Source organism: Burkholderia sp. WSM2232, from assembly GCF_000472545.1.
Taxonomy (GTDB): domain Bacteria; phylum Pseudomonadota; class Gammaproteobacteria; order Burkholderiales; family Burkholderiaceae; genus Paraburkholderia.
In genome coordinates, this window is sequence record NZ_AWZV01000033.1 from 18720 (window position 1) to 42088 (window position 23369).

A 23369-nucleotide genomic window follows, 5' to 3' on the forward strand; every position below is an offset into this window, starting at 1 on the left:
GCATGATCCGACTTGTTGGCGGCGTGCTCGACCGCTACGATAAGTGGTCTCGCGAGGTTGCGGCTGCTGGCCGCGCTTGTGCGCGAGGCCCACGCATATCGGAGACACGCTAATGAGCACGACGAAAGCGGCGATAACTCGTGTGGATCGCGCAAGCGCTCACGGCAACCGCGCAAGCGCTCAGGGGAACCGCACAAGCGCTCCGGCGAAAAGGGCAAGCCCTAAGGGCAACGGTGCAAGCGCCCAACGCAACCGCGCGACCGCTCAAGCAAACCTCGCAAGCGAGCCGCGCTTCTGGCGTAGCGACGCGTTGCCGTACATCGAGGCGCGTTCCATCGAAGACGGTCGCGACATCTGCTACGCCAAGCACTCTCACGAAACGTTTTCGATCGGCGCGGTCACCGGCGGGCGCAGCGTGTATGTGAATCGCCATGCCCGCGAGTGGACCGGCGCAGGCGCGGTCGTTCTGATGAATCCCGACGACGTGCATGCGTGCAACCCAGTCGCCGACGAGCGCTGGTCGTATCGCATGCTTCATGTCGACGTGGCGTGGCTCACCGATCTGCAACACGAGCTCGGCTTCAGTGCAAACCGCGCGTTTCGCGCGTTCTCGCAGACCATGAGCACAGACGCCGAACTGTTCGACGGCCTGAACCGGCTGCATGGCATTCTCGTCGACAGCGAAACGGATCTGCTGCGCAAGCAAAGCGCAGCGATAACGTTCTTCACAGAAGTTCAGCAGCGCCTGAACCGTGCTCCTTGTTGCGGCGACCCTGCGAGCCGTCAGCTCGCGCGTGCGGCTGAATTCATCGCGGACAATTGCACGCAGGCGCTCAGGCTCGAGGACATATGCGAGGCGGCGGGTTTGTCTGCCTCGCATCTGATTCGCGCGTTCAAAGAGCGATATGGCATGACGCCGCATGCTTATCTGATCAATCGCCGCATTCAGTACAGCCGCGCACAACTGAGGCGAGGCCGCCTGATTGCTGAAGTGGCGCTCGACGCGGGCTTTGCCGATCAGGCGCATTTGCAGCGCACGTTCAAACGCCTGGTCGCGGTGACGCCTGGGCAGTATCGTAGTTGAGCACGCTTGCGCTCGTGTTTGGCAGGCGCCTTGCATGCCCGCCAAACCGCAGCACAACCACGCATCACGTTGCAACGAGGTACAACGCGCTCGCGCCAAGCAACGCGGCCATGGCCCGGTTGAACAACCTCACACGCTGCGGCGCCTGCAGATACTTGCGCAGGTACGTACCGGCATAGGCCCAGCTTGCAATCGACACATAACACACCACGAAGTAAATCACCGCAAACTGCCAGACGAGTTCGGCGTCGCCGTCGGCTGCATAGGCGCCCATGCCGGCCAGCGACGCGAGCCAGGCTTTCGGATTGAGCCACTGCATCGCCGCGCCGTACGCAAACGAGGGACCGCGTGACGGTGCGTCGGCGCCGAGGCGGCCGTCGTCGACGGCAAGTCTATAGGCCATGTACAGCAGAAACGCCACGCCGGCCCATTTGACGACCTCGACAAGAACGGGAACACGCGCCAGCAGTTCGTGCAGCCCCAGGCCGACAAGCAGAAGCAGCAACGTAAAGCCGACGGTCGCGCCGCTCACGTGACGCAGGCTCGCGGCAAAGCCATGCTGCGCGCCGGCGCTCAACGCGACGACGTTGACTGGACCGGGCGAAATAGACGAAGCCAGCGCGAACGCGGCCATGGAGAACAAAACGGACATCGGAGCCTCGATACGTGAATGCGCGGGATTGACGCGCTAGAACGGTATCGGCGGCGAGGCAGGGTGTATTGAAGGAAATTGCTATACGGGCTACAGGCTGCCGTTTTCCACGACGCGGCTCTCCGCACGCCAGCGCAGCATACCGCCCGCGAGGTTCGCCACCTTATCGAAGCCCGCCTGGCGCAGGATCACCGTGGCTTGCGCCGAACGGCCCCCCGCGCGGCACACGGTCACGACGGGGCAATCTTTGCTCAGCTCGGCGGCGCATGCCGCCAGATTGCCAAGCGAAATGAGCTGGGCGTGAGGAATGCGGCCAAGCGGCCCGTCGAACTCATCCGGCTCGCGCACGTCCACGATTTGCACCGAACGCAGATTGTCCTCGAGCCATTGCGGCCCGACTTCCCAGATTCCCGCGAACGTATAGGCAAGCGGCGCCCAATCCGGTTCGGCGGCCTGCGTCGGGTCGCTCGCCGCCTCGCCGCATTTGAGGTTTGCAGGCACCGCAACGTCGATTTGCTTGGGATGCGGCAGCCGCAGGTTCGTCACGTAGCCGACGAAATCGTCTTCGCACAGCTCGCCGCCCAGGCGCGGATTGAAGCGCCGCTCTTCGGCGACGCTCGTGACCGTCAGGCCGCGGTAGTCGTGGGCCGGGTACAGCAGGCAGGTGTCGGGCTGACTGAAGATCTGCCCGTGGATTGCACGGTACATCGTGCGGGCATCGCCTTGCTGGAAATCGGTGCGCCCTGTGCCGCGAATCAGCAGGCAGTCGCCCGTGAACATCATGCTGCCGTCGTCGAGTGCAAGGCTGATGCAGCCGTTTGTATGACCGGGCGTTGCCCGCACTTCGACGTAGCGTGTGCCGAATTCGCACCGGTCGCCGTGATTCAGATAGCGGTCGGCGCCTTGCGCGCCGCTCGCAGCCGATATCGCGATCTGGCTGCCGACGCGGCGTTTCATCATCCATGCTCCCGTCACGTGATCGGCGTGCACGTGAGTGTCGATCGTGTAACGAAGGTGCAGCCCGAGTTCCTGAATCAGCGCGCTGTCGCGGCGCACCTGCTCAAACACGGGGTCGATAAGCACCGCTTCGCGCGTCGTGCTGTCGGCAAGAAGATACGTGTAGGTGGACGACTGCGGGTCGATGAGTTGGCGGAAAATCAGCAAGGTTTGGTCTCCGTGGTGCGCATTGTCGCGAGAGCCGGGCGCGTGGCGGCGCCCGGCTCAGCGCGCCGCAACCTCACCGTGGCTGCGCAACGTACCGCAAATACGGCTTCAGGGTTTTGAAGCCTTCGGGGTATTTCTTCGCTGCATCATCGTTCGAGACGGACGTCGGAATGATGACATCGTCCCCCGGCTTCCAGTTCACGGGCGTGGCCACCGAATGTTTCGCGCTCAACTGTAGCGAATCGAGCAGACGCAGCACTTCGTCGAAATTGCGCCCGGAACTCATCGGGTACACGAGCATCGCCTTGATCTTCTTGTCCGGCCCGATGATGAACACCGAGCGCACCGTAGCGTTATCCACTGCGGTGCGCGTGCCGCCGCCGGCGTTCGGGTGAATCATATCGTAGAGCTTTGCGACGTTCAGATCGGCGTCGCCGATCAGCGGGTAATTGACCGCGTGGCCCTGCGTTTCTTCAATATCCTTGACCCACCTCTGATGATCGCTGACGGGGTCGACACTCAGGCCGATAATCTTCGTATTGCGCTTTTCGAATTCCGGCTTGAGGCCGGCCATGTATCCGAGCTCAGTGGTGCAGACGGGCGTGAAGTCCTTTGGATGCGAGAACAGAACCGCCCACTGGTCGCCGATCCATTCGTGGAAACGGATCGTGCCTTCAGTGGTTTCCGCGGTGAAATCCGGAGCTTCCTCTCCTAGTCGAATCGACATCGTCATCCTCCATGAGAACGCGCCGGGGAAGTGCGCCGATTTTCGGCCGCGATCCCCGGGCTGCCTGAACGTTTGATCAGGCGATTGCTTGCCTCCGATCAGCCCCCAGCCGCCTCTACGGTCTTCGTGCAGGAGGAACCTGCGCGCGTGCGAGACTGCACGTCTTCGCGGATTGCTGTACTGCGCAAACACACGGACGCACACGGATGCGCCACGCGTCGCGCTTAAAGCGTAGGACAAAAAAGCGCGCGGCTCTAGCCAGCATGCAGGGTCAATCCGCCGCGTCGGCGAATTACGTTTCGCTCCACATGCGCAGGAGGTTGTGATAGCAGCCGACCAGCGTGCGGCGAGCGGCGTCGTCCGCATTCGACGCGTTCAGGCGCTGGATCGCGCCGTCCATGTCGAACAGCATCGCGCGCTGCGTGTCGTCGCGCACGAGGCTTTGCACCCAGAAGAAGCTCGACACGCGCGCGCCGCGCGTCACCGGCCGCACCTGATGCAGGCTCGTGCCCGGGTAAACGATGGCATGCCCGGCGGGCAGCTTGACTTCCTGCACGCCGAACGTGTCTTCTATCAGCAGTTCGCCGCCGTCGTAGTCGCCAGGCGGCGTGAGGAACAGCGTGACGGACAGATCGGTACGCACGCGCGCGCCGCTTCCGGGCACGAGGCGGATTGCGCCGTCGACATGGCTACCGAAATGCATGCCGCCTTCATAGCGATTAAAGAGCGGCGGATAAACCTTGTTCGGCAGCGCGGCGCTGATGAAAAGCGGATGCCGCTCGAGCGCCGCGAGGATTCTGTCGCCCATTTCCAGCGCAATCGGCGAGCCTTCGGCAATCTGCTGATTGCGCTTGACGGGCGCGCCCTGATAGCCGGCCGTTGCCCGACCATCCACCCACGAGCCGGTGGCCGCCTCGAGTTGGGCGCGCATCGCGGCGGCGTCCGCGGGACTGAAAACGTCGGGGATCGAGACAATCATGGTTGGAGTTTCCTGCTGCAAAACCGCGCGCCTGTTTGCTTGCCCGACAAAGCGGGCAGCGAACAGGCGCGCGGAGTGCCTGGCGTACGGGTTGAGTTCGCCGCCCGGCGGTCAGAAGAACCGGTAGTTTAACGTCGCGAGGAACGTGCGGCCGTTGCCCGGCACCGCGCGTCCGCCGTCCGACGGAATCAGCGCGTCGTAGTAGTTCTTGTCCGTGAGATTCAGCACGTTGAACTGGACGTCGTATTTTTTCGCGTGATACGCCGCCATCGCATCCCAGCGCGTATAGCCGCCGACCTTCACGAAGTTGTTGTTCGCCGCATAGCGTGACGACGAGTAGATCGGTCCGCCGCCAATTTCCCAATGCGGCGTGAATGCGTAGGTGGTCCACAGCGTCAGCATGTTGCGCGGCGTGTTGGCGGGCGTTTTGCCGGCGGTGCCGTCGAGCGCCTTCAGGATCGTGGCGTCCATGTATGTGTAGCCGCCGAACACCTGCCACTTGCTCGTGATGTGGCCCGCCACGCCGAGCTGGTAGCCCCGCACGCGCACGTCGCCGTCGAGCGTGTAGCTGCCGTCCGCATTCAATGTACGCGCGTTCGTCTTCTCGATGTTAAAGAGCGACTGCGTGACCGACAGTCCGCCGCCCAGCAGGTCCAGCTTCGCGCCGATTTCATACGACTTGTTGTGCTCAGGCGGCAGGTTCTGCTGCCGGTTGGTGAGCGTGAGCGCTTCGAGCGACGGATTGAACGACGTGCCGTACGACACGTAGTAAGACTGCCAGTCTGCCGGCTGCCAGATCACGCCGCCGCGCACGCTCGTGAAGTAGTTCGTCTGGGTCGCGTAGGAGGGCGAATTGATCGAGTTGTGGATCGACGCTTCATAGCGGTCCCAGCGCAGGCCGCCCACCACTTTCCAGTGTTCGCCGATGGAAACCGTGTCGTTCGCGTAGACGCCCACGCCGTTCGCGCTCGATTCCGCGAGATTCGTCGCAACCGTTTTTGCATTCGACGGACGCTTCGTATACGAGGGATCGACGAGCGGCACGATCGCAATGGTGTTCGAGGGCAGCCCCGGCGTCGTCGTCGCGAAGCTCTGGTTGCTATACGTTTCGTGACTCAGGTCGACGCCCGCCACGACGTCGTGTTTGATGAGGCCCGTATCGAACTTTGCTTCGATGTCGGTCGAGTTGTAGACCGAATGGTCGTTGATGTTGCGGTCCTTGCCTTGCAGCTTCACGAACAGTTTCGACGGATCGATGGTCGTGTAGTTGCCGTTGCTCAAAGCGCGCGATGTCGGCAGCGGACCGGTCAGCACCGAGGCCGCGTTGGTCGCGCGCGCTTCCGTGCTGTAGTGGCTGAACTGCGTCTGGTTGCGCAGTTTGAGGTTGTCGCTGAAGCGGTGTTCGATGCGGGCGTTGAGCGTTTGCACGTCCTGAATCGTGCGGTCGTCGGTGAAGCCGTAGAACGTGCCGCGATTGACCGGCGCCGGGTGGCCGTTGAGCGCGGGAATGCCGTAGTCCGGCTGGTCGCGGTTGTGCTGAATCAGCGCGGACAGGGTGATTTCCGTCGGCGTGCCGATGCCGAATTTGACTTCGGGCGCAACGCCGTAGTCCTTGTTCTTCATCACATCGCGCGACGAACCCTGGTCCTGGCCGAACGCGTTGATCCGGAATGCGGACGTCGACGTGATCGGCGCGTTCAGGTCGACGGTGGTGCGATAGCGGTCGTGCGTGCCGGCTTGCACGGACACGTCGGCGCGCGGCTTGAGCGAGGGCTGCTTGCTGACCTGATTGATGACGCCGCCCGTCGAGCCGCGCCCGAAGTAGAGCGACGACGGGCCGTACAACACGTCGATCGATTCGAGGTTGAACGTGTCGCGGTAGTACTGGCCGCGGTCGCGGAAGCTGTCGAGGTAAATGTCGGTGCGCGCCGAGAAGCCGCGCAGGTTGATGTTGTTGCCGATCTGTCCGCCTTCCGCCCCGCCGATGGTGATGCCGGGCACGTTGCGCAGCGCGTCGGTAAACGAGCTCGCCGCCTGCGATTGCAGCACCGATTTAGGCACCACGACGGCGGCTTGCGGAATGTCGCGCAGCGCGGTCGGCACTTTGGCGCCGACGCTGGAGACGTCAGCCGCGAATTCTGCGGGCGCGCCGTTCTGGCCCGTCACCTTGACGGCGGGCAGCGTGGCGCCGTCGGAGTTCTGGCTGGCGCTTGAAGTGGAAGTCGAACTGGATGACGCGGGCTGTGCGCCGGTCGCGGGCGTTGCTGTCGTTTGAGCGTAAAGCGGCGTCGCGAATGCGACCAGAACGGCCGCCGCGAGAGGCGTGTTTCGGAACATCTCAATACCCTGTCGTTGTCGCTATTGTTCTGATTCGACGGACGCCAGCATTCGTGCGGCGTCGGCAGAAAGCTGCCGGCCGCAACGGTAGCGGGCCCATCGTCTTGTTCTCAAATGAGAATCAGTATCATTACACGGATGATAATAGTTCGCAATAATCTGTTACGCATGGGTAACACTTGGGGCGGGGAAATGTGCGGGGAGGCGGAGGCAGGCAGCAGTGGCGGGTGGGGCAAAAGCAAATAGGCCGGTTAGCTTGCGCTGACCCACGGCCCGCGGGCTGGCTTGAGCCGTGGTTCCTTGCGCGCTGGCCCTCGACGTTTCCTTGCATTCACAAAATGCATGCTGATTGTTGCGCTTGGACGCATGCTCATGCGGTCAGCTCAACCTGCTTTGTTGCTGCAAGACACGCCCTACCTGGAGGTCTGATCGGGCAATCTGCCGACGTGCTTCAAGAAGGCGTCAATTTCCCAATCGTCATAGCCGAGCAGCAAACCAATCTCCCTTTCGACCTCTGGTATGAAGCCCTTCCCTCGAGTGCTCAGGTTAAGCGCAAGTAATCGTTCTGCAGTCTCGCGATAACCTTGCCGGTAATAGATCGTGCACGTCAGATCGTCACTAGCGATCATTCCAAGGTGCAGGTTCGAAGGATCGTGGATGAACGCGGCGGGTATCAGGTCCGAAAACATTGCCAGATTCTTCGTTCGCGCTGCCATCATCTCGTACTCAGCAAACTCATGAGGGCCGACTCCGGCCGGCGGCAGCACATTCTCCATTAATTCGTTCTCCTTGAGTCAGCGCGGCGTTGGACCTGGAATTGGGAGCACTGGCTTCGTTTTGTCTTGCTGGTTTTTGTGGCAATCCGGGCATAACGGGTAGTAGCACCCGCCATTCGGGGCGCCACACTCTTTGCAACGGCATCGCGGCGGGATCCACCAACTGCCCGCGCCCCCACTTCCGTCTGTCTGAGGCGATTTGCTTCCTTCATCGCTGGCCCCGGTCAGAGCCAGCATCGAAATGCATGCTAAAGCGCCCACGATGAGTCGGCGCGCTACGAGAGGTCCTTTCACGATCTGAGTCTCCATTGGCCGGGGATGTACCTCACCATGAGGAACGATCCCGGCCGTGCTCAGGGACATGCCAGAGCGATGTCCATTTGAGAACAAGAACGATCGTGCTTTAACCCGTGTTTACACGAAAATCAACGATCTATTTCGGTGCGCACAGGAGTTGTGGGGAACGATAACTTCTGTGCTAGCGGCTTGGGCTAACTCGCGCGTTAGCAATTGCGCCGAGGTTGTGTCCTCGCAGGCGATCGGTGTGCGGCCATAGCGGACAGCCTTGCGACAGGGACAGAGAATGCACTGCGCGCGATTCCCTTGTCCAACTACAGGAGGGATTCGGCAATGGGCCAGGTCCATGAGATTGGACGCTGTTTAATATCATGGGCTGTAAACGAACTTAGCCCACCAAGGTGGTGAGCTAAGTGTCTGATTCTTTTGGTGGGGCGTGAGTGACTCGAACACTCGACCTACGGATTAAGAGTCCGCTGCTCTACCAACTGAGCTAACGCCCCAACAGAAGCGAAATTATGCAGCATGTTTTCCGCCTTGCCAAGCCCTCTTTCGCAGATTTCTTAAAAAAACGCCAGGCCGCGCTCGGGTCGTTCCTCAACGAAAGCCGTGCCTCCTAAAAGACGTTGCGCGCGGCGTCCCGGTATCATGTCGCGGACACTTGCCGCTCATATTCCGCGCGGCTTTCGACGGAAATCGCCATGGACGAAAAAGAGACTACCGAACTGCTCGAGCGCGTCCTCGCGCCATGGGTCCGCGAACTCGCGCTAACTCCCGTCAAGGCCGATACAGAAAGCGCGACGCTGCGCCTGCCGTTTGCCGGCGCGCTGCGCCATTCGGGCGGCGTGATCTGCGGTCAGGTATTCATGGCCGTCGCCGACACGGCGATGATCGTTGCCATTTCGGCTGCGCTCGGCGGCTTCAAGCCGATGACCACGGTGTCCCTGAACATCAGCTTCATGCGCGCGGTGCGCAAGGGCGATGTGCTGGTCACGGCGCGCGTGCTTCGCCTCGGTCGCAATCTCGTCTTTGGCGAAGTGGAACTGTTCGACGAGACCGGCAATATGGCCGTCCACGCGACCACGACTTACGCGTTGCTCGAATAAGCTCGCCGCCTCCGGGCACAAGACAAGCCACCAAGGACAAAACAGGATGTTCGATCAGGTCGTATTCGCCGGCGGCGGCAATCGCTGCTGGTGGCAGGCGGGTTTCTGGGACGTCGTGCAGCCGGAGTTGCGCATTCGTCCCCGCGTAATCACCGGCATATCGGCGGGCGCGGCTACCGCGTGCATGCTCTACACGCGCGATTCCGCATGGGTCATGCGCTATTACGAAGACGCGCTTCGTCACAACTCGCGCAACGCGTATTGGGGCAATCTGCTGCGTGGCCAGTCAGTGTTTCCGCATTACCGCATCTATCGCCAGGCGCTGCTCGACATCTACGGCGAGAGGTTTTCCGCACTTGCCGAGGCGCCCGAAATCCGCATTGGCGTGTCCCACCTGCCGCGCTGGCTCGGCGCGCGCAGCGCGGTGGCTGCGGGGCTCATCGCGTATAACATCGAAAAATACGTGCGCAAGACGCTTCACCCCACGCTCGGCCAAACGCTGGGCTTTCACCCGGAATTCGTGCGCGCGCAGGATTGTGCGACCGTTGAAGATCTCGCCGATCTGATCCTGCAATCGTCGAGCACGCCGCCTTTCACACCGGTCCTCAGACGCAACGGGCGGCCGGTGCTCGACGGCGGCATGGTCGACAACGTGCCCGTCGGCGCGCTGGACGCCGACGCGCCCGGCAACGTGCTCGTCATGGTCACGCGTCTTTATCCGCGGCCGCAGATGTTCGTCGTGCCGCACGGCGCGCAGCAACGCCTTTACGTACAGCCGTCGCGCAAAGTGCCGATCTCTAGCTGGGACTACACGAGCCCCTCGCAGATGGTGCATGCCTACAACCTGGGCCGCGCGGATGGCGAGACCTTCCTCGAACGCATACCCGATCTGGAGGAATTCTCCGCCTGAAGTTCGACGCCCGGCGCCCGGGCGTTCGACACTCAACGGCGGCGTCCGCCTTGTAACGCTTCCGGGTTTGCCACGCTGGCGGTGTCGCCGGCGTCGAAGGCGAGAATGTTCCTGAACGCGGCGCTGAAGTAGAGCTCATAGCTCTCGCGTTCCACATAACCGATGTGCGGCGTGCAGATCACATTCTCCATGCGCAACAGGCTGTAGCCTTGCAGAATCGGCTCGCTTTCATACACGTCGATCGCGACCATGCCTGGGCGATTGTGTGACAGCGCGTTCACGAGCGCATTTTCGTCGAGCAACTCGGCGCGGCTCGTATTGACGAGCAACGCGGTCGGCTTCATGCGCATCAGGTCTTCCTGCTTGACGATGCCGCGCGTGTCGTCATGCAGACGAAGATGCAGCGACAGCACGTCGCTCTGCTCGAATAACGCTTCGCGGCTTTCCGCCACGCCGTAGCCGTCTTCGCGAGCGGCTTCGCGCGAATGCTCGCGGCCCCAGATCAGCACGTTCATGCCGAAGGCTTTGCCGTAGCCGGCCACGAGCCGCCCGATCTTGCCGTAGCCCCAGACACCGAGCGTCTGGCCGCGCAATACCTGGCCGAGGCCGAAGTTGGGCGGCAGCGCGGACGTCTTGAGCCCCGACTGCTGCCAGGCTCCCTGCTTAAGGTTCGCTACGTATTGCGGAATGCGCCGCTGCGCCGCCATGATGAGAGCCCACGTAAGCTCGGCCGGCGCGATGGGCGAACCGCTGCCTTCCAGCACGGCGATGCCACGCTCCGTACAAGCCGCCAGATCGATATGGCTGGAGACCTTGCCGGTCTGGCTGATCATGCGCAAACGCGGCAGTTTATCGAGGAGTTGCGAGCTGATACGGGTGCGTTCCCGAATCAGGACGAGTGCGTCGATTTCCGAAAGACGGCTTGCCAGCTGACCGAGTCCCCGGACGGTGTTGTTGAAAACTTTGACTTCGTGGTCGGCGAGCAGTTGGAAGCAGTCGAGTTTGCGTACGGCGTCCTGATAGTCGTCGAGGATGGCAATCTTCATGGTATGTATCTTGCGCCGCACCATGACGGTGCGGAACGGAGTGTTATGCTGACTGTCCCATCATGTGACCCAGGTCACATGCCGGTCTGGCTGAATGCCTTACCGTAGAAACTGCCGCGTAGAACGGCAGCGCTACGGCAAGGCCGATTGACATCGTTTTTAACAGTTTGTTGCGTGTTGAGGCAAGCCGCTTTACAGACGGTTGCAGACGCCCGTCCCGTGCGCCTTGACCGGACAGACTGTGTTGAAGCCCGTGATGACCTGCGCAATTGCGCGTCGGTTTGTAGAAACCGGCGCGGCCAATTGAATGCCTCTCGCATGCAGCATCGCCGGGCTTGTACCGTTTTCCAATCCCACAAACGGAGACAAGTCGATGAATCTTCCATCATTCGAGGCACATCCCACAGCCAAAGCGTCAGTAGAAGCGCCAGCGTGGGTCAGACATCGGAAACTGATCGACTGGGTCCAGCGCGTTGCAGCTATGACCAAACCGGACAAGATCGTGTGGTGCGATGGCTCGCAGGAAGAATACGACCGCCTGTGCGCGCAGATGGTCGAAGCGGGCACGCTGAGAAAGCTCAATCCCGCGAAACGTCCGAATTCCTATCTCGCATGGTCCGATCCTTCGGACGTCGCGCGCGTCGAGGACCGCACTTTCATTTGTGCAGAACGCCGCGAGAACGCGGGGCCGACCAACAACTGGGTCGCGCCAGATGAAATGCGCACGACGCTCAACGGTCTGTTCGACGGCGCGATGCGCGGCCGCACGATGTACGTGGTGCCGTTCTCCATGGGGCCGCTCGGCTCGCCGATCGCACACATCGGCGTTGAACTGAGCGACAGCCCATACGTGGTCACGAACATGCGCATCATGACCCGCATGGGCCGCAAGGTGTACGAGGTCCTTGGCGAGGACGGGGAGTTCGTGCCGTGCGTGCATTCGGTCGGCGCGCCGCTCGAAGCGGGCGCGAAAGACGTACCCTGGCCCTGCAATCCGACCAAGTACATCGTCCACTTTCCCGAAACGCGTGAAATCTGGAGCTATGGCTCTGGCTACGGCGGCAACGCGTTGCTCGGCAAGAAGTGCTTTGCGCTACGCATTGCGTCCACGATGGGCCGCGACGAAGGCTGGCTTGCCGAGCACATGCTGATTCTCGGCGTGACCTCGCCCGAGGGACGCAAGCATCACGTGGCGGCGGCCTTCCCGTCGGCGTGCGGCAAGACCAACTTCGCGATGCTCATCCCGCCCGAAGGTCTGAACGGCTGGAAAATCTCCACCATCGGCGACGACATTGCGTGGATCAAACCGGGCAAGGACGGCCGCCTGTACGCGATAAACCCGGAAGCGGGCTACTTCGGCGTCGCGCCCGGCACGAGCGAAAAGACCAACTTCAACGCCATGGCTACGCTGAAGGAAAACGTGATCTTCACGAACGTGGCGCTGACCGACGACGGCGACGTATGGTGGGAGGGCATGACCGACGAGCCGCCCGCGCATCTGATCGACTGGCAAGGTAAGGACTGGACGCCCGCGAGCGCGAAGGAGAGCGGCCGCAAGGCGGCGCACCCGAACGCGCGCTTCACCGCGCCGGCCTCGCAATGTCCGTCCATCGACCCCGACTGGGAAAACCCGGCGGGCGTGCCGATCGACGCGTTCATCTTCGGCGGGCGCCGCTCCACCACCGTGCCGCTCGTCACGGAGGCACGCAACTGGGTCGAGGGCGTCTACATGGCAGCGACCATGGGCTCTGAGACGACCGCCGCAGCCGCGGGCCAGCAGGGCGTGGTGCGGCGCGATCCGTTCGCGATGCTGCCGTTCTGCGGCTACAACATGAGCGACTACTTCGGCCATTGGCTGAAAACCGGCGAGCGCTTGCAGCAACTGAATGCGAAGCTGCCGAAAATCTTCTGCGTCAACTGGTTCCGCAAGGGCGCGGACGGCAAATTCGTGTGGCCGGGCTTCGGCGAGAACATGCGCGTGCTCGGCTGGATGGTCGGTCGCATCGAGGGCACCGCGAACGGCGAGGAGCACGCATTCGGCGTGTCGCCGCATTACGACGACATCGACTGGAGCGGCCTCGCGTTCAGCCGCGAGCAGTTCGAGCAGGTCATTTCCGTCGACGACGCGGCCTGGCGCGCCGAGCTCGCGCTGCACGGCGAGCTCTTTGACACGTTGCAGCACGGCCTGCCGCCCGCACTGACGCAGGCGAAAAGCCAGTTGGAGAGCAAGCTCGCAGCTTGACATGTGAGTGTTCACTGCGCGCGCAGAAGCCGCCTCCGGGCGGCTTCTGCTTTTTTGCCGCCGCAGTTGGCCCGGTCCCGATGGCGGCGGGAGTGCGACCGGTGTTCTATCCGTTCGAACAGCAGCGCGTTGCAAGCTGCGGCGCACCATATTGTCGCGTTAAGCGGAACAATCAGTGGTCATGCCCCACATTTGGGCGCATAGTCGCACAAATTTTGACGAGATTTCCGCTTTTGCGGGCAACTTCTGCACGATTGCGCGAGTCGTAGGAGAATCCCTAGTTCGCTTCCAATGGTTATCACCAATTGTCAGGAAGCCGTAACACGGCAGGAGTTGTCATATGGATCATTTGCAGTCGATGCGAGTTTTCGTCAAAGTGGCGGATCTCGGCAGTTTTGCCCGCGCTGCGAGCGCGCTGGATATCTCCAACGCAGTTGCCACCCGTCACGTTGCCGACCTCGAGGGGCGTCTTGGTACGCGGCTGCTCAACCGTACAACCCGCAGTTTGTCCCTGACGGAATCCGGCCAGGTTTATCTTGAACGCGCGCGCCAGATTCTCGACGAGCTCGAAGACGTCGAGCAGATGGTGGTCGCACGAAATCACGAACCCGTCGGCACTTTGCGCATCGTCGCGCCGGTCGTGTTCGGCTTGCACAACCTCGCGCCCGTGCTGCAAACCTACGCTGAGCGTTATCCGAAAGTCATTCCGGACGTCACGCTGGTGGACCGCCAGGTCGATCTCGTCGAAGAAGGTTTCGACGTGGGCGTGGTGATCGCGCGGCAGATGCGTAGCGCGAGCATTGTCACGCGGCGTCTGACCACGGGCTGCATGACCGTGTGCGCCACACCGGCTTATCTGGAGAAGCATGGCACGCCCACGCGTCCGGAGCATCTGCTCGAGCATCCGTGTCTGAGCCTGCCCTCCGAATATTGGGGCGACGAGCGCGTGTTTACCGGCCCGGAAGGTGAAGTGCGCGTGCGTCCGTCGAACGTGATCGTTGCGAACAATACGGAAATGCTGCGCCAGTTTGCGCTGCTCGGCATGGGCATTGCAATTCTGCCCAGCTATCTGATTGGACGCGACATGACGCGCGGCCGGCTGGTGCGGCTGCTTGGCGACTACCGTTTGCCGCAGGTCGAGATCAACATTGCATATCCGAGCCGTCGCCATTTGCCGGCCAAGGTACGCACGTTCATCGACCATCTGGTCGAGCATTTCAGCCAGACACCAAACAGCCTGCTCGGCGAACAGTGGATCAAGGACGGCGTGGGGCATCCTGCGTCGGCTACCTCGTTCGCATCCGCAGATGCTGCAATGCCGCCCGAAGCGTTCGACGGCGCCGAGCCGCTGTCGAGCCTGCTCGACAGCGAACTTGCGCCGGTGGCTAAGACATTGGGAAAGCCGGCGAACCGTTCGCGACCCACCGCGTTGACGCCGCTGTAACGCGGTTTTTGTTGCCGTAGCAGTGCACGCGCTGTCCGTGCCGCGCTGACCAAAGCATGGCAAAACGCATAAAAAAGCGCATTAAAAAAGCGCGGTCACGTTATCGGTGACCGCGCTTTTTTGTTGAGCGTCGTTGGCTAACGCAGGCGAGTGTTCAGCGGGCAACGCGGTGCACAGTCGCAATGCCGCGCACCGCCCGTCTATCACGAGCCCGTTTTGCGAGCCGCCGTTTTTTTGGCCGGCGCCTTCTTGGCGGCTGCGGTTTTGCTCGCGGGGGCTTTCTTCGCGGCAGTTTTCTTGGCGGCCGGCGCGGCTTTCACTGCGACCGAGGTCTCGTCGTCGGATTCGAGTTCCGGTCCACCTGCCTTCGCTGCCGATTTTGCCGCGGCCGTTTTGGCCGCAGTCTTGGCCGATGGCTCCTTCTTCTCGAACTCGAAGCCGATCTTCCCGTCGTTCTGCTTGACGAGAAACGCCTTGAAGTTGCGGCCGGTGCGCGACGACTTGAAGTTGGTGAGCAGGTCGGTACGCCCTTCTTCGAGCAGCTTGGCCATCTGCTCGCGCGCGATTTCCTGCTGCAGGATCACTTTGCCGGAGCGAAAGTCGCAAGTCTTCGGATTGGCGACCGAGTTCTCACAGACGTAGCTCATGCCATGCTCGAACACGCGGCCCTTGCACTTCGGGCACGCGCCGACCGGTTGCTGGTCGGAGAAATCAGGCGGTTCGCCGTCTTCACCGCCCGCGTCCTGGCCGAAGTCGAACTCGAGCTTGTAGTTCTTGATTTCGTCGTCGAGCGAAAGCTTGAGGATCGCCGAGAAAGGACGCCCCATCTTGCTGCGAAAACCGGAGAGCGGACCGATCGTCTTGTTCTTCAGCAGTTCTTCGACTTCCTCGATCTCGAACTGGCGGCCACCCGGAATCTTGGAGATGGAGAACTCGCACTTCGAGCACGCGAAGCGGCGATAGTTTTCCTTCACCTGGCCGCCGCAATGCGGACACGGCGTTTGCAACGTCGCGTAATCGCCGGGGATCGTGTCCGAATCGTATTCCTTCGCGCGCTTCACGATGGTTTGCGTCATGCGCGCGATTTCCTGCATGAACGCGTCGCGCTGCAGGTTGCCGCGCTCCATCTGCGAGAGCTTGTGCTCCCATTCGCCGGTCAGTTCGGGCGCGGTCAGTTCCTTTACGCCGAGACCGCGCAGCAGCGTCATCAACTGGAATGCCTTGGCGGTCGGAATCAGATCGCGGCCTTCGCGAATCAGATACTTCTCACCTAGCAAACCTTCAATAATCGCCGCGCGCGTGGCCGGCGTGCCGAGACCCTTGGCGGCCATCGCCTCGCGCAGTTCGTCGTCTTCGACGAGCTTGCCCGCGCCTTCCATTGCTGACAGCAACGTGGCTTCGTTGTAGCGTGCAGGCGGTTTAGTCACGAGTTGCTGGGCGGCGATCTTGTCAGTCTTGACCTTCTCGTCTTTCTGCACCGGCACGAGGTTCGCATCTTCGCCGCTGATTTCGCGACCGTACACTTGCAACCAGCCCGGCTCGACAAGCACTTTCCCTTCGGTCTTGAAGTGGTGACCGACCACTTCGGTAATGCGGGTGGTCACCCTGAATTCCGCTGCCGGGAAGAACACCGAGAGGAAGCGCTTCACGACCAGGTCGTAAAGCTTCTGTTCAGGCTCGGACAGGTTCTTCGGCGCTTGCAGCGTCGGGATGATGGCGAAGTGGTCGCTGATCTTCGAATTGTCGAAGATGCGCTTGTTCGGCTTCACCCAGCCCTTGTCCAACACCTGCTTGGCGAACGGTAAATAGTTGTTGCTCTCCTTGAGCATGCCGAGCGTCTGCTTGACCGTCTCCATGTAGTCTTCGGGCAGCGCGCGCGCGTCAGTCCGCGGATAGGTGAGCACCTTGTGCTTTTCGTACAGCGCCTGAGCGAGACCCAGCGTGTTCTTGGCCGAAAAGCCGAAGCGGCCGTTCGCCTCGCGCTGCAGGCTCGTCAGATCAAAGAGCGCCGGCGACAGCTGGGTGGACGGCTTCGACTCTTCAGTGACCGTGCCGAGCTGGCCGCGGCAGGCGGCCACGATGGTCTCGGCCGCGGGCAGCGACCACAGGCGCGAGTCGCGCTTTTCAGGATCGAACTCGTCGCGCTTGAATTTCGGATCGAACCAGCGGCCCTCGTAAAAACCGGCAGCGCAGACGAACTCTGCCTTCACTTCCCAATAGTCGCGCGGCACAAAGCGGCGAATTTTCTCCTCGCGCTCGACGACGATAGACAGCGTGGGCGTCTGCACCCGTCCGACAGTGGTGAGAAAGAAGCCGCCGCCCTTGCTGTTGAACGCGGTCATCGCGCGCGTGCCGTTGATGCCGACCAGCCAGTCCGCTTCCGAGCGACAACGCGCGGCGTCGGCGAGCGGCTGCATTTCCTCGTCGCTGCGCAGGCGCGCGAAGCCGTCGCGGATCGCGGCCGGCGTCATGGATTGCAGCCACAGGCGCTGCACCGGCTGCTTCGCTTTTGCGTGCTGCGCGATCAGGCGGAAAATCAGCTCGCCTTCGCGCCCCGCGTCGCATGCGTTGATGAGGCGGTCGATATCCTTGCGCTTGAGCAGCTTCGTCAGCACCTTCAGGCGCGACTCGCTCTTCGCGATCGGGTTCAGATCGAAATGCGGCGGAATGACGGGCAGGTTGGCGAAACTCCACTTGCCGCGTTTCACTTCGTATTCTTCGGGCGCGGCGATTTCCAGCAGATGGCCCACTGCCGAAGAGAGGACGTACTCGTCGCTCTCGTAGTACTCGTCATGCTTGGTAAAACCGCCCAAAGCGCGCGCGATGTCGTTCGCGACGGAAGGCTTTTCGGCGATGATCAGTGCTTTGGACATGACTCGATGTGAGGTTGGTATTTCCGGGTTGGTGGCCTTGAGCGCGCCCAGTTGGCGCGACCCTCGTTTGCGACCTTGCTACCCATTAACGACCGCTTTATAGCACACGGCGCCAAAGCGGCGTGTCAAGTGGCATAAAAGCGGCGATAAAAGCGCGCCATCATAATTGCCTGCTCAGCAATTGGGCAAGCTGCGGCAAACGCGCGGTGCGCCGGCCGCAATCGCCGTGCCGCCGGGGCCTGGGCACCCTCGCTACGGGTTGTCACGCGAGCCGCGAGCACGGCCTTAGGGCTGCTTCAGGCGGCCGTCAGCGCCGGACGCAGCTTGGGGGCGCCGACCACGCCCGGCAGCGCGGTCAGGTCCGACAACATCCGCTCGACTATCGCTGCCTGCGGCAACACGGTGCCGAAAAAGCGTGTCGTTACTGAGTCTTCGATCAGAATGGTCGGAAAATTCTCGACGTCCAGATCGTCGAATCGATCTGCATGCGTTTCGATATCTATCCATGCGAAACAGATTTCCGGATGCCGCTCGGCCAGCTTGTCGAATGCCTCACGGTACTCGCGACAGGTCCCGCACCACTCCGCGCACAGGCAGGCGACGAACAGCGTGTCGGGGTCGTTGACGCGCTCGGCTATCCGGTCCTGGTCGGTGTCGAGATTCAGCGCGGGCATGGTGGTTCCTCAAGTGCTTGGTCGAATGCTTTGGCGCGAATGTAGCACGGCGGATCGCGCAGAGTGGCCGGGCCGGGCCCGCAGCGTGTGCCGGCTATGTCGCCGCCTGGCCGTGGCTTATCCGCGCGTAGCGGCCGCCGGGCAGCGCGCTGACGTGGCCGGCGAGTTCCAGTTGCAGCAGCGTGGTCTGCAGGACGGCGTAGTCCATTTCGGTGCGCGTGGCGAGAATTTCAAGGCTGGTCGGGGCGTGGCCCAGCGCGGCGAGGAGCCGTTGAGCGTCGGGGTCGGATGCAACCGTCACACTTGGGCGGCGCGCTTCGGCCGGCGTCGGTTCGGTTGAATGCAACTGCGCCGCGCATCCCGGCTCGCGGCTATCCGGCGAGTCCGTGGGCATGCAACCCGCTGCGGCATCGGCGAACGTGCATGTCGCACCGCGCTGAACGCGCATGCCCACATCGACGGACGAAACAGCAGGCGCCGTCCTCGCGAACCCCAATTCGTCCAGCATCTCTTCGGGCGTCTCCACCAGCTTGGCGCCCTGCTTGATCATTCGATGACACCCGCGCGACAGCGGCGCGTGTATCGAGCCGGGCAACGCGAAGATGTCGCGGCCCATCTCGTTGGCGAGCCGCGCAGTAATGAGCGAGCCCGAGCGCATGGCGGCCTCGACAACCAGCACGCCGCTCACGAGCCCTGCGATCAGCCGGTTGCGCTGCGGGAAGTTGGCGGCGCGCGCCGGCGTGCCGAGCGGCCATTCCGACACAATGACGCCTTGCACGGCGATCTGCCTCGCGAGCGCGTGGTGCGCCGACGGATAGACCAGGTCCGCGCCGGTGCCGATCACCGCGACGGTGCTGCCGATTCCGTCGAGCCCGCCCCGATGCGCCGCGCCGTCGATCCCTTGAGCAAGCCCGGACACCACGGTCACGCCTGCGGCCGAAATGGTGCGCGCGAAGCGTTCGGCGTCTTCCAGACCTTGCGGCGTGGCGCTGCGGCTGCCCACCAGCGCGACCGCGCGCGTATGCAGCAGGTCCAGACGCCCTTTTATATATAGCAGCGGCGGCGGATCGGGCATGGTGAGCAAGGCTGGCGGATAGGCCGGGTCGTCGAGCGTGACGATCTGGTTGCCGGGCAGCTCACGCCAGGCGGTCACCGCGTCGAGATGGGCGTCGAAGTCGGGGCCTGCCGGAGCGAGCGCCGCGCGGGCCGCGGCTTCGCCGGCAATCGCGGCGAGCGTTTCACGGTCCTGCTGGAGAATCGCTTCGGGAAGGCCGAAAGCACTCAGCAGCAGGCGCAGCGCCGCGGGTTTCAGGCCCGGTGCGAGAGAGAGCCGCAGCCACGCTGCGAGTTCGGTTTGCGTTGAAGGCAAGGTGTGCATTGCGGGTCGATCCTCGTGCAGGGCCAGCGGGCAGGCGGGCGCCATGCTAAAATTTTCATCATCCGAAATAACTGCAGCGCCGCGCCAACCCGCGCGGGCTCGTCGTCAGCGCTGTGGCGCGTTGAATCGAACCGGTTCGACACCATCTATCGTGTGCGTATTGCGACTGGCCCACAACCTGGCCGAATGGCCAACGCGAGCCTTCCCAAGCTCAGCGGCGCCGAAAATCACACTCGAAATCATGGCTTTACTGAACATCCTCAATTACCCGGACAAACGGCTGCACAAGGTTGCGAAGCCGGTGGAAGAGGTCAACGACCGTATCCGCCGCCTCGTCGCGGATATGGCCGAAACTATGTATGCCGCGCCGGGCGTCGGCCTCGCGGCCACCCAGGTGGACGTGCACGAGCGCGTGATCGTGATCGACGTATCCGACACGCACGATCAGCTGCTCGCGTTCATCAACCCGGAAATCGTCTGGTCGAGCAACGAGAAAAAGCTGTCGGAAGAGGGCTGTCTGTCGGTGCCGGGCATTTACGACAACGTCGAGCGCGCGGAGAAAGTGCGCGTGCGGGCGCTCAACGAGAAGGGCGAAACGTTCGAGATGGACTGCGAGGGGCTTCTCGCCGTGTGCATCCAGCACGAAATGGATCACCTGATGGGCCGCGTGTTCGTCGAATATCTGTCGCCGCTAAAGCAGACGCGCATCAAGAGCAAGATGAAAAAACTCGCCCACGCGATGTAATGCGCGCCCGTTCCGCTCCCTGCTTCCTGTCCCGCTCATGAGTCATTCGTTGCGCGTTGTCTTTGCCGGCACGCCGGAATTCGCTGCGGCGGCGCTCGCCGCCATTCACGGTGCGGGTTTTCCGGTGCCGCTCGTGCTCACCCAGCCGGACCGGCCGGCGGGGCGCGGCATGAAACTGCAGGCCAGTCCCGTCAAGCGTTACGCCGTGGAGCACGGGCTCGCGCTCGCGCAACCGCAGTCTTTGCGCCGCGCGGGCAAGTATCCGACCGAGGCCGCGGCGGCCATCGAGCTGTTGCGCGCCACGCCGCATGACGTGATGGTGGTGGCCGCCTACGGCCTGATCCTGCCGCAGGAAGTGCTCGACATTGCGCCGTTCGGCTGCATCAACATTCACGCATCGCTGCTGCCGCGCTGGCGTGGCGCCGCGCCAATTCACCGCGCGATCGAGGCGGGCGACGCGCAAACGGGCATCACGCTCATGCAGATGGATGCCGGCCTCGACACCGGCGCGATGATCTCCGGAACGCGCACGCCGATTTCCGCCGACGACACCACCGCCACGTTGCACGACCGCCTCGCGCTTGACGGCGCCAGGCTGATCGTCGAGGCGCTCGGCGAACTCGAGAAGAACGGCAAGCTGACTTCCACGCCGCAACCTGCCGACGGCGTCACCTACGCGGAAAAGATCGGCAAGCACGAGGCCGCTCTCGACTGGCGTCGGCCGGCCACGGCGCTCGCCCGCCAGGTGCGCGCGTTCGATCCGTTCCCTGGCGGAGTGGCCACGCTCGAAGATGGCACCTCGATCAAGATCTGGGCGGCCACCGCCGAAAACGCTACGAGCGACGCGGCGCCCGGCACCGTCATCGGCGTGTCCGCGGAAGGCGTCGTGGTGGCCTGCGGCGAAGGTGCGCTCTGTCTCACGCAATTGCAAAAACCCGGCGGCAAACGCCTGCCGGTGCGCGAATTCCTGGCGGGCTTTGCGCTCGCTGCGGGTCAGCGTTTCCAGCTTCCCGAAGCAGGCTGACAGAGCCCGGCACGGCCCGCCAGCGCTAGCCGATCGCCCGTTCGGCCAATGACGCAGGCGGCGCCGCCGCGCGCACGCCGCGCGTTAGAATCCGTGCTGCAGAGACTCAGTTTTCGAGGATTCCCATGTTCGGCATTACCCATTTCGAGTTTTTCGTGGTCGCCGTTTTTCTGCTGAACGTCACGCCCGGGCCGGATACGGCTTATATCGTCGGGCGCAGTGTCGCGCAGGGACGAGGGGCGGGGCTGATGTCCGCGCTGGGCATTTCGGCTGGCTGCTGCGTGCACTCGCTCGCGTGCGCCTTCGGGCTGACGGCGCTGCTCGCCGCGTCGGCCACGGCGTTCACGGTCATCAAGTTTGTCGGCGCGATCTATCTGATTTATCTGGGCGTGCGGCTCATTTTCGCCCGGCCGGCCGTGGACGAAGCTCGTGGCGCGGCCCGCGCGGCCGGCGCGCCGAAGTCGCTGCGCCAGCTTTTTCTGCAAGGCTTCTGGACTAATGTTCTGAACCCGAAGGTGGTTCTTTTCTTCGTCTCGTTCTTCCCGCAGTTCGTTGCCGCCGGCACTGAGCAGAAGGCGCTCGCCTTTCTCACGCTCGGCGCCGTGTTCGTCGTAATGAGCATGCTGTGGAACAGTTTCGTCGCGTGGGTCGCTGGGAGCGTGACGCAGCGCTTTTCCGGCAAGCCGTCGGTGAAGAAGTGGCTCGACCGCGGTGTCGGCAGCGCTTTTGTCGGCTTAGGGATCAAGCTCGCGACCGCCTCCAGATGATTGAATTTTCCGCGCGCGTCCATATCTAACATTTCGCTTACAATCAGGCGCCGCGATGTCGCGGCACGGATATGAACCCCGCGTTAGGGCAAGGAGTGGCAGACATGTTCAATTGGGTCAAAACCGCGATGTTGATGGCCGCGATCACGGCCCTTTTCATCGTGATCGGCGGAATGATCGGCGGGTCGCGCGGCATGGCGATCGCGCTCGTCATCGCGCTGGGTATGAATTTCTTCTCGTACTGGTTCTCGGACAAGATGGTGCTGCGCATGTACAACGCGCAGGAAGTCGACGAAACCAGCGCGCCGCAGTTCTACCGTATGGTGCGTGAGCTCTCCACGCGCGCCGGCTTGCCGATGCCGCGCGTCTACCTGATCAACGAAGACGCGCCCAACGCGTTCGCTACCGGCCGCAACCCGGAGCATGCGGCCGTGGCGGCGACCACCGGCATTCTGCGCGTGTTGTCCGAGCGCGAAATGCGCGGCGTGATGGCGCACGAACTCGCGCACGTCAAGCATCGTGACATTCTGATCTCGACGATTTCGGCCACCATGGCTGGCGCAATTTCCGCGCTCGCGAATTTCGCAATGTTCTTTGGCGGCCGCGACGAAAACGGGCGTCCCACAAACCCGATTGCCGGCATTGCGGTCGCGTTGCTTGCGCCGATTGCGGGCGCGCTGATCCAGATGGCCATTTCGCGTGCGCGCGAGTTCGAGGCGGACCGCGGCGGCGCGCAGATTTCCGGCGACCCGCAAGCGCTCGCTTCGGCGCTCGACAAGATTCATCGTTACGCGAGCGGCATTCCGTTTCCCGCAGCGGAGCAGCATCCGGCCACCGCGCAGATGATGATCATGAACCCGCTGGCGGGCGGCGGCATTGCGAATCTGTTTTCGACGCACCCGGCGACGGAAGAACGCATCGCGCGTCTGATGGAGATGGCGCGCACCGGGCGCTTCGAATAAGGCGCGCGTGCGCGGTATCACGCGCGGTCTGAAAAAGACAAAGGCGGGTCTTCGGACCTGCCTTTTTTGTTTGACCAACGCGAGTGGGCGCTGCGCCGCCGCTGGGCTGCCGGTCCGCGGCCCGCGCCACGCTACAATGTGTGTTCATTGTGCCGCGCCTACTGCGCGGCCTGCCTTCGTGT

The 23369-nt window shown here is 62.8% G+C and carries 19 protein-coding genes and 1 tRNA gene; 9 read left to right on the forward strand and 11 right to left on the reverse strand.

Annotation, left to right across the window (positions count from 1 at the left end):
- Window positions 1-112 precede the first annotated feature (112 nt).
- A complete protein-coding gene (locus tag F757_RS34105; protein ID WP_232221455.1) occupies window positions 113-1084 on the forward strand; it encodes an AraC family transcriptional regulator in 972 nt (323 codons plus the stop codon).
- A gap of 64 nt (window positions 1085-1148) precedes the next feature.
- Here the strand turns inward: F757_RS34105 and F757_RS0125240 are convergent, their stop codons facing one another.
- The 7 genes from F757_RS0125240 to F757_RS0125270 all read right to left on the reverse strand — a co-directional run bounded on the left by F757_RS0125240 (window position 1149) and on the right by F757_RS0125270 (window position 8519).
- Entirely contained in the window at window positions 1149-1736 is a 588-nt protein-coding gene (locus F757_RS0125240) for a LysE family translocator (RefSeq protein WP_027213807.1), read from the reverse strand.
- A gap of 90 nt (window positions 1737-1826) precedes the next feature.
- On the reverse strand, window positions 1827-2897 hold the full coding sequence (locus F757_RS0125245; protein WP_027213808.1) for a rhodanese-like domain-containing protein: 1071 nt from the start codon (window positions 2895-2897) through the stop codon (window positions 1827-1829).
- Window positions 2898-2973: 76 nt separating this feature from the next.
- A complete protein-coding gene (locus tag F757_RS0125250; protein WP_027213809.1) occupies window positions 2974-3627 on the reverse strand; it encodes a peroxiredoxin in 654 nt (217 codons plus the stop codon).
- Window positions 3628-3919: 292 nt separating this feature from the next.
- Window positions 3920-4606 carry a Fe2+-dependent dioxygenase gene (locus F757_RS0125255; protein WP_013337689.1) on the reverse strand — a complete coding sequence of 229 codons (687 nt, stop codon included), beginning with the start codon at window positions 4604-4606 and terminating at the stop codon, window positions 3920-3922.
- Window positions 4607-4717: 111 nt separating this feature from the next.
- Window positions 4718-6943, reverse strand: a complete 2226-nt coding sequence (locus F757_RS0125260) for a TonB-dependent receptor (RefSeq protein WP_027213810.1) — start codon at window positions 6941-6943, stop codon at window positions 4718-4720.
- A 413-nt stretch (window positions 6944-7356) separates the two neighbouring features.
- Complete coding sequence (locus tag F757_RS0125265) at window positions 7357-7719, reverse strand: hypothetical protein (RefSeq protein ID WP_027213811.1); 363 nt, start codon at window positions 7717-7719, stop codon at window positions 7357-7359.
- A 724-nt stretch (window positions 7720-8443) separates the two neighbouring features.
- Window positions 8444-8519: transfer RNA gene (locus tag F757_RS0125270), tRNA-Lys, on the reverse strand.
- Between the two features lie 198 nt (window positions 8520-8717).
- Here F757_RS0125270 and F757_RS0125275 point away from each other — a divergent pair.
- Both F757_RS0125275 and F757_RS0125280 read left to right on the forward strand, forming a co-directional pair.
- Window positions 8718-9122 carry a PaaI family thioesterase gene (locus F757_RS0125275; RefSeq protein ID WP_027213812.1) on the forward strand — a complete coding sequence of 135 codons (405 nt, stop codon included), beginning with the start codon at window positions 8718-8720 and terminating at the stop codon, window positions 9120-9122.
- Between the two features lie 46 nt (window positions 9123-9168).
- The gene (locus F757_RS0125280; protein ID WP_027213813.1) at window positions 9169-10032 is read left to right on the forward strand and encodes a patatin-like phospholipase family protein; all 864 of its coding nucleotides are present in this window, start codon (window positions 9169-9171) and stop codon (window positions 10030-10032) included.
- Between the two features lie 32 nt (window positions 10033-10064).
- Here the strand turns inward: F757_RS0125280 and F757_RS0125285 are convergent, their stop codons facing one another.
- The gene (locus tag F757_RS0125285) at window positions 10065-11078 is read right to left on the reverse strand and encodes a D-2-hydroxyacid dehydrogenase family protein (protein WP_027213814.1); all 1014 of its coding nucleotides are present in this window, start codon (window positions 11076-11078) and stop codon (window positions 10065-10067) included.
- A 373-nt stretch (window positions 11079-11451) separates the two neighbouring features.
- On the opposite strand from F757_RS0125285, the gene F757_RS0125290 reads away from it, so the two are divergent.
- Window positions 11452-13320, forward strand: a complete 1869-nt coding sequence (locus tag F757_RS0125290; RefSeq protein WP_027213815.1) for a phosphoenolpyruvate carboxykinase (GTP) — start codon at window positions 11452-11454, stop codon at window positions 13318-13320.
- 340 nt (window positions 13321-13660) lie between these two features.
- On the forward strand, window positions 13661-14764 hold the full coding sequence (locus F757_RS0125295; RefSeq protein WP_027213816.1) for a LysR family transcriptional regulator: 1104 nt from the start codon (window positions 13661-13663) through the stop codon (window positions 14762-14764).
- A gap of 203 nt (window positions 14765-14967) precedes the next feature.
- Here F757_RS0125295 and F757_RS0125300 read toward each other — a convergent pair whose 3' ends face one another.
- The 3 genes from F757_RS0125300 to dprA all read right to left on the reverse strand — a co-directional run bounded on the left by F757_RS0125300 (window position 14968) and on the right by dprA (window position 19689).
- On the reverse strand, window positions 14968-17637 hold the full coding sequence (locus tag F757_RS0125300) for a DNA topoisomerase III (RefSeq protein WP_027213817.1): 2670 nt from the start codon (window positions 17635-17637) through the stop codon (window positions 14968-14970).
- Window positions 17638-17933: 296 nt separating this feature from the next.
- Window positions 17934-18311 (reverse strand): thioredoxin family protein, encoded by a 378-nt coding sequence (locus F757_RS0125305; RefSeq protein ID WP_027213818.1) that lies wholly within the window; start codon window positions 18309-18311, stop codon window positions 17934-17936.
- A gap of 94 nt (window positions 18312-18405) precedes the next feature.
- On the reverse strand, window positions 18406-19689 hold the full coding sequence (dprA, locus tag F757_RS0125310) for a DNA-processing protein DprA (RefSeq protein ID WP_027213819.1): 1284 nt from the start codon (window positions 19687-19689) through the stop codon (window positions 18406-18408).
- A 241-nt stretch (window positions 19690-19930) separates the two neighbouring features.
- Between dprA and def the strand changes: the two genes are divergently transcribed.
- The 4 genes from def (at window position 19931) to htpX (ending at window position 23187) form a co-directional block, all read left to right on the forward strand.
- Complete coding sequence (def, locus tag F757_RS0125315) at window positions 19931-20434, forward strand: peptide deformylase (protein WP_027213820.1); 504 nt, start codon at window positions 19931-19933, stop codon at window positions 20432-20434.
- 37 nt (window positions 20435-20471) lie between these two features.
- A complete protein-coding gene (gene fmt / locus F757_RS0125320; protein ID WP_027213821.1) occupies window positions 20472-21458 on the forward strand; it encodes a methionyl-tRNA formyltransferase in 987 nt (328 codons plus the stop codon).
- Between the two features lie 125 nt (window positions 21459-21583).
- Window positions 21584-22225 (forward strand): LysE family translocator, encoded by a 642-nt coding sequence (locus F757_RS0125325; protein ID WP_027213822.1) that lies wholly within the window; start codon window positions 21584-21586, stop codon window positions 22223-22225.
- Between the two features lie 104 nt (window positions 22226-22329).
- Window positions 22330-23187: a zinc metalloprotease HtpX gene (gene htpX / locus F757_RS0125330; protein WP_027213823.1), complete on the forward strand. Its 858-nt coding sequence runs from the start codon at window positions 22330-22332 to the stop codon at window positions 23185-23187.
- The last annotated feature ends 182 nt before the right edge of the window (window positions 23188-23369 follow it).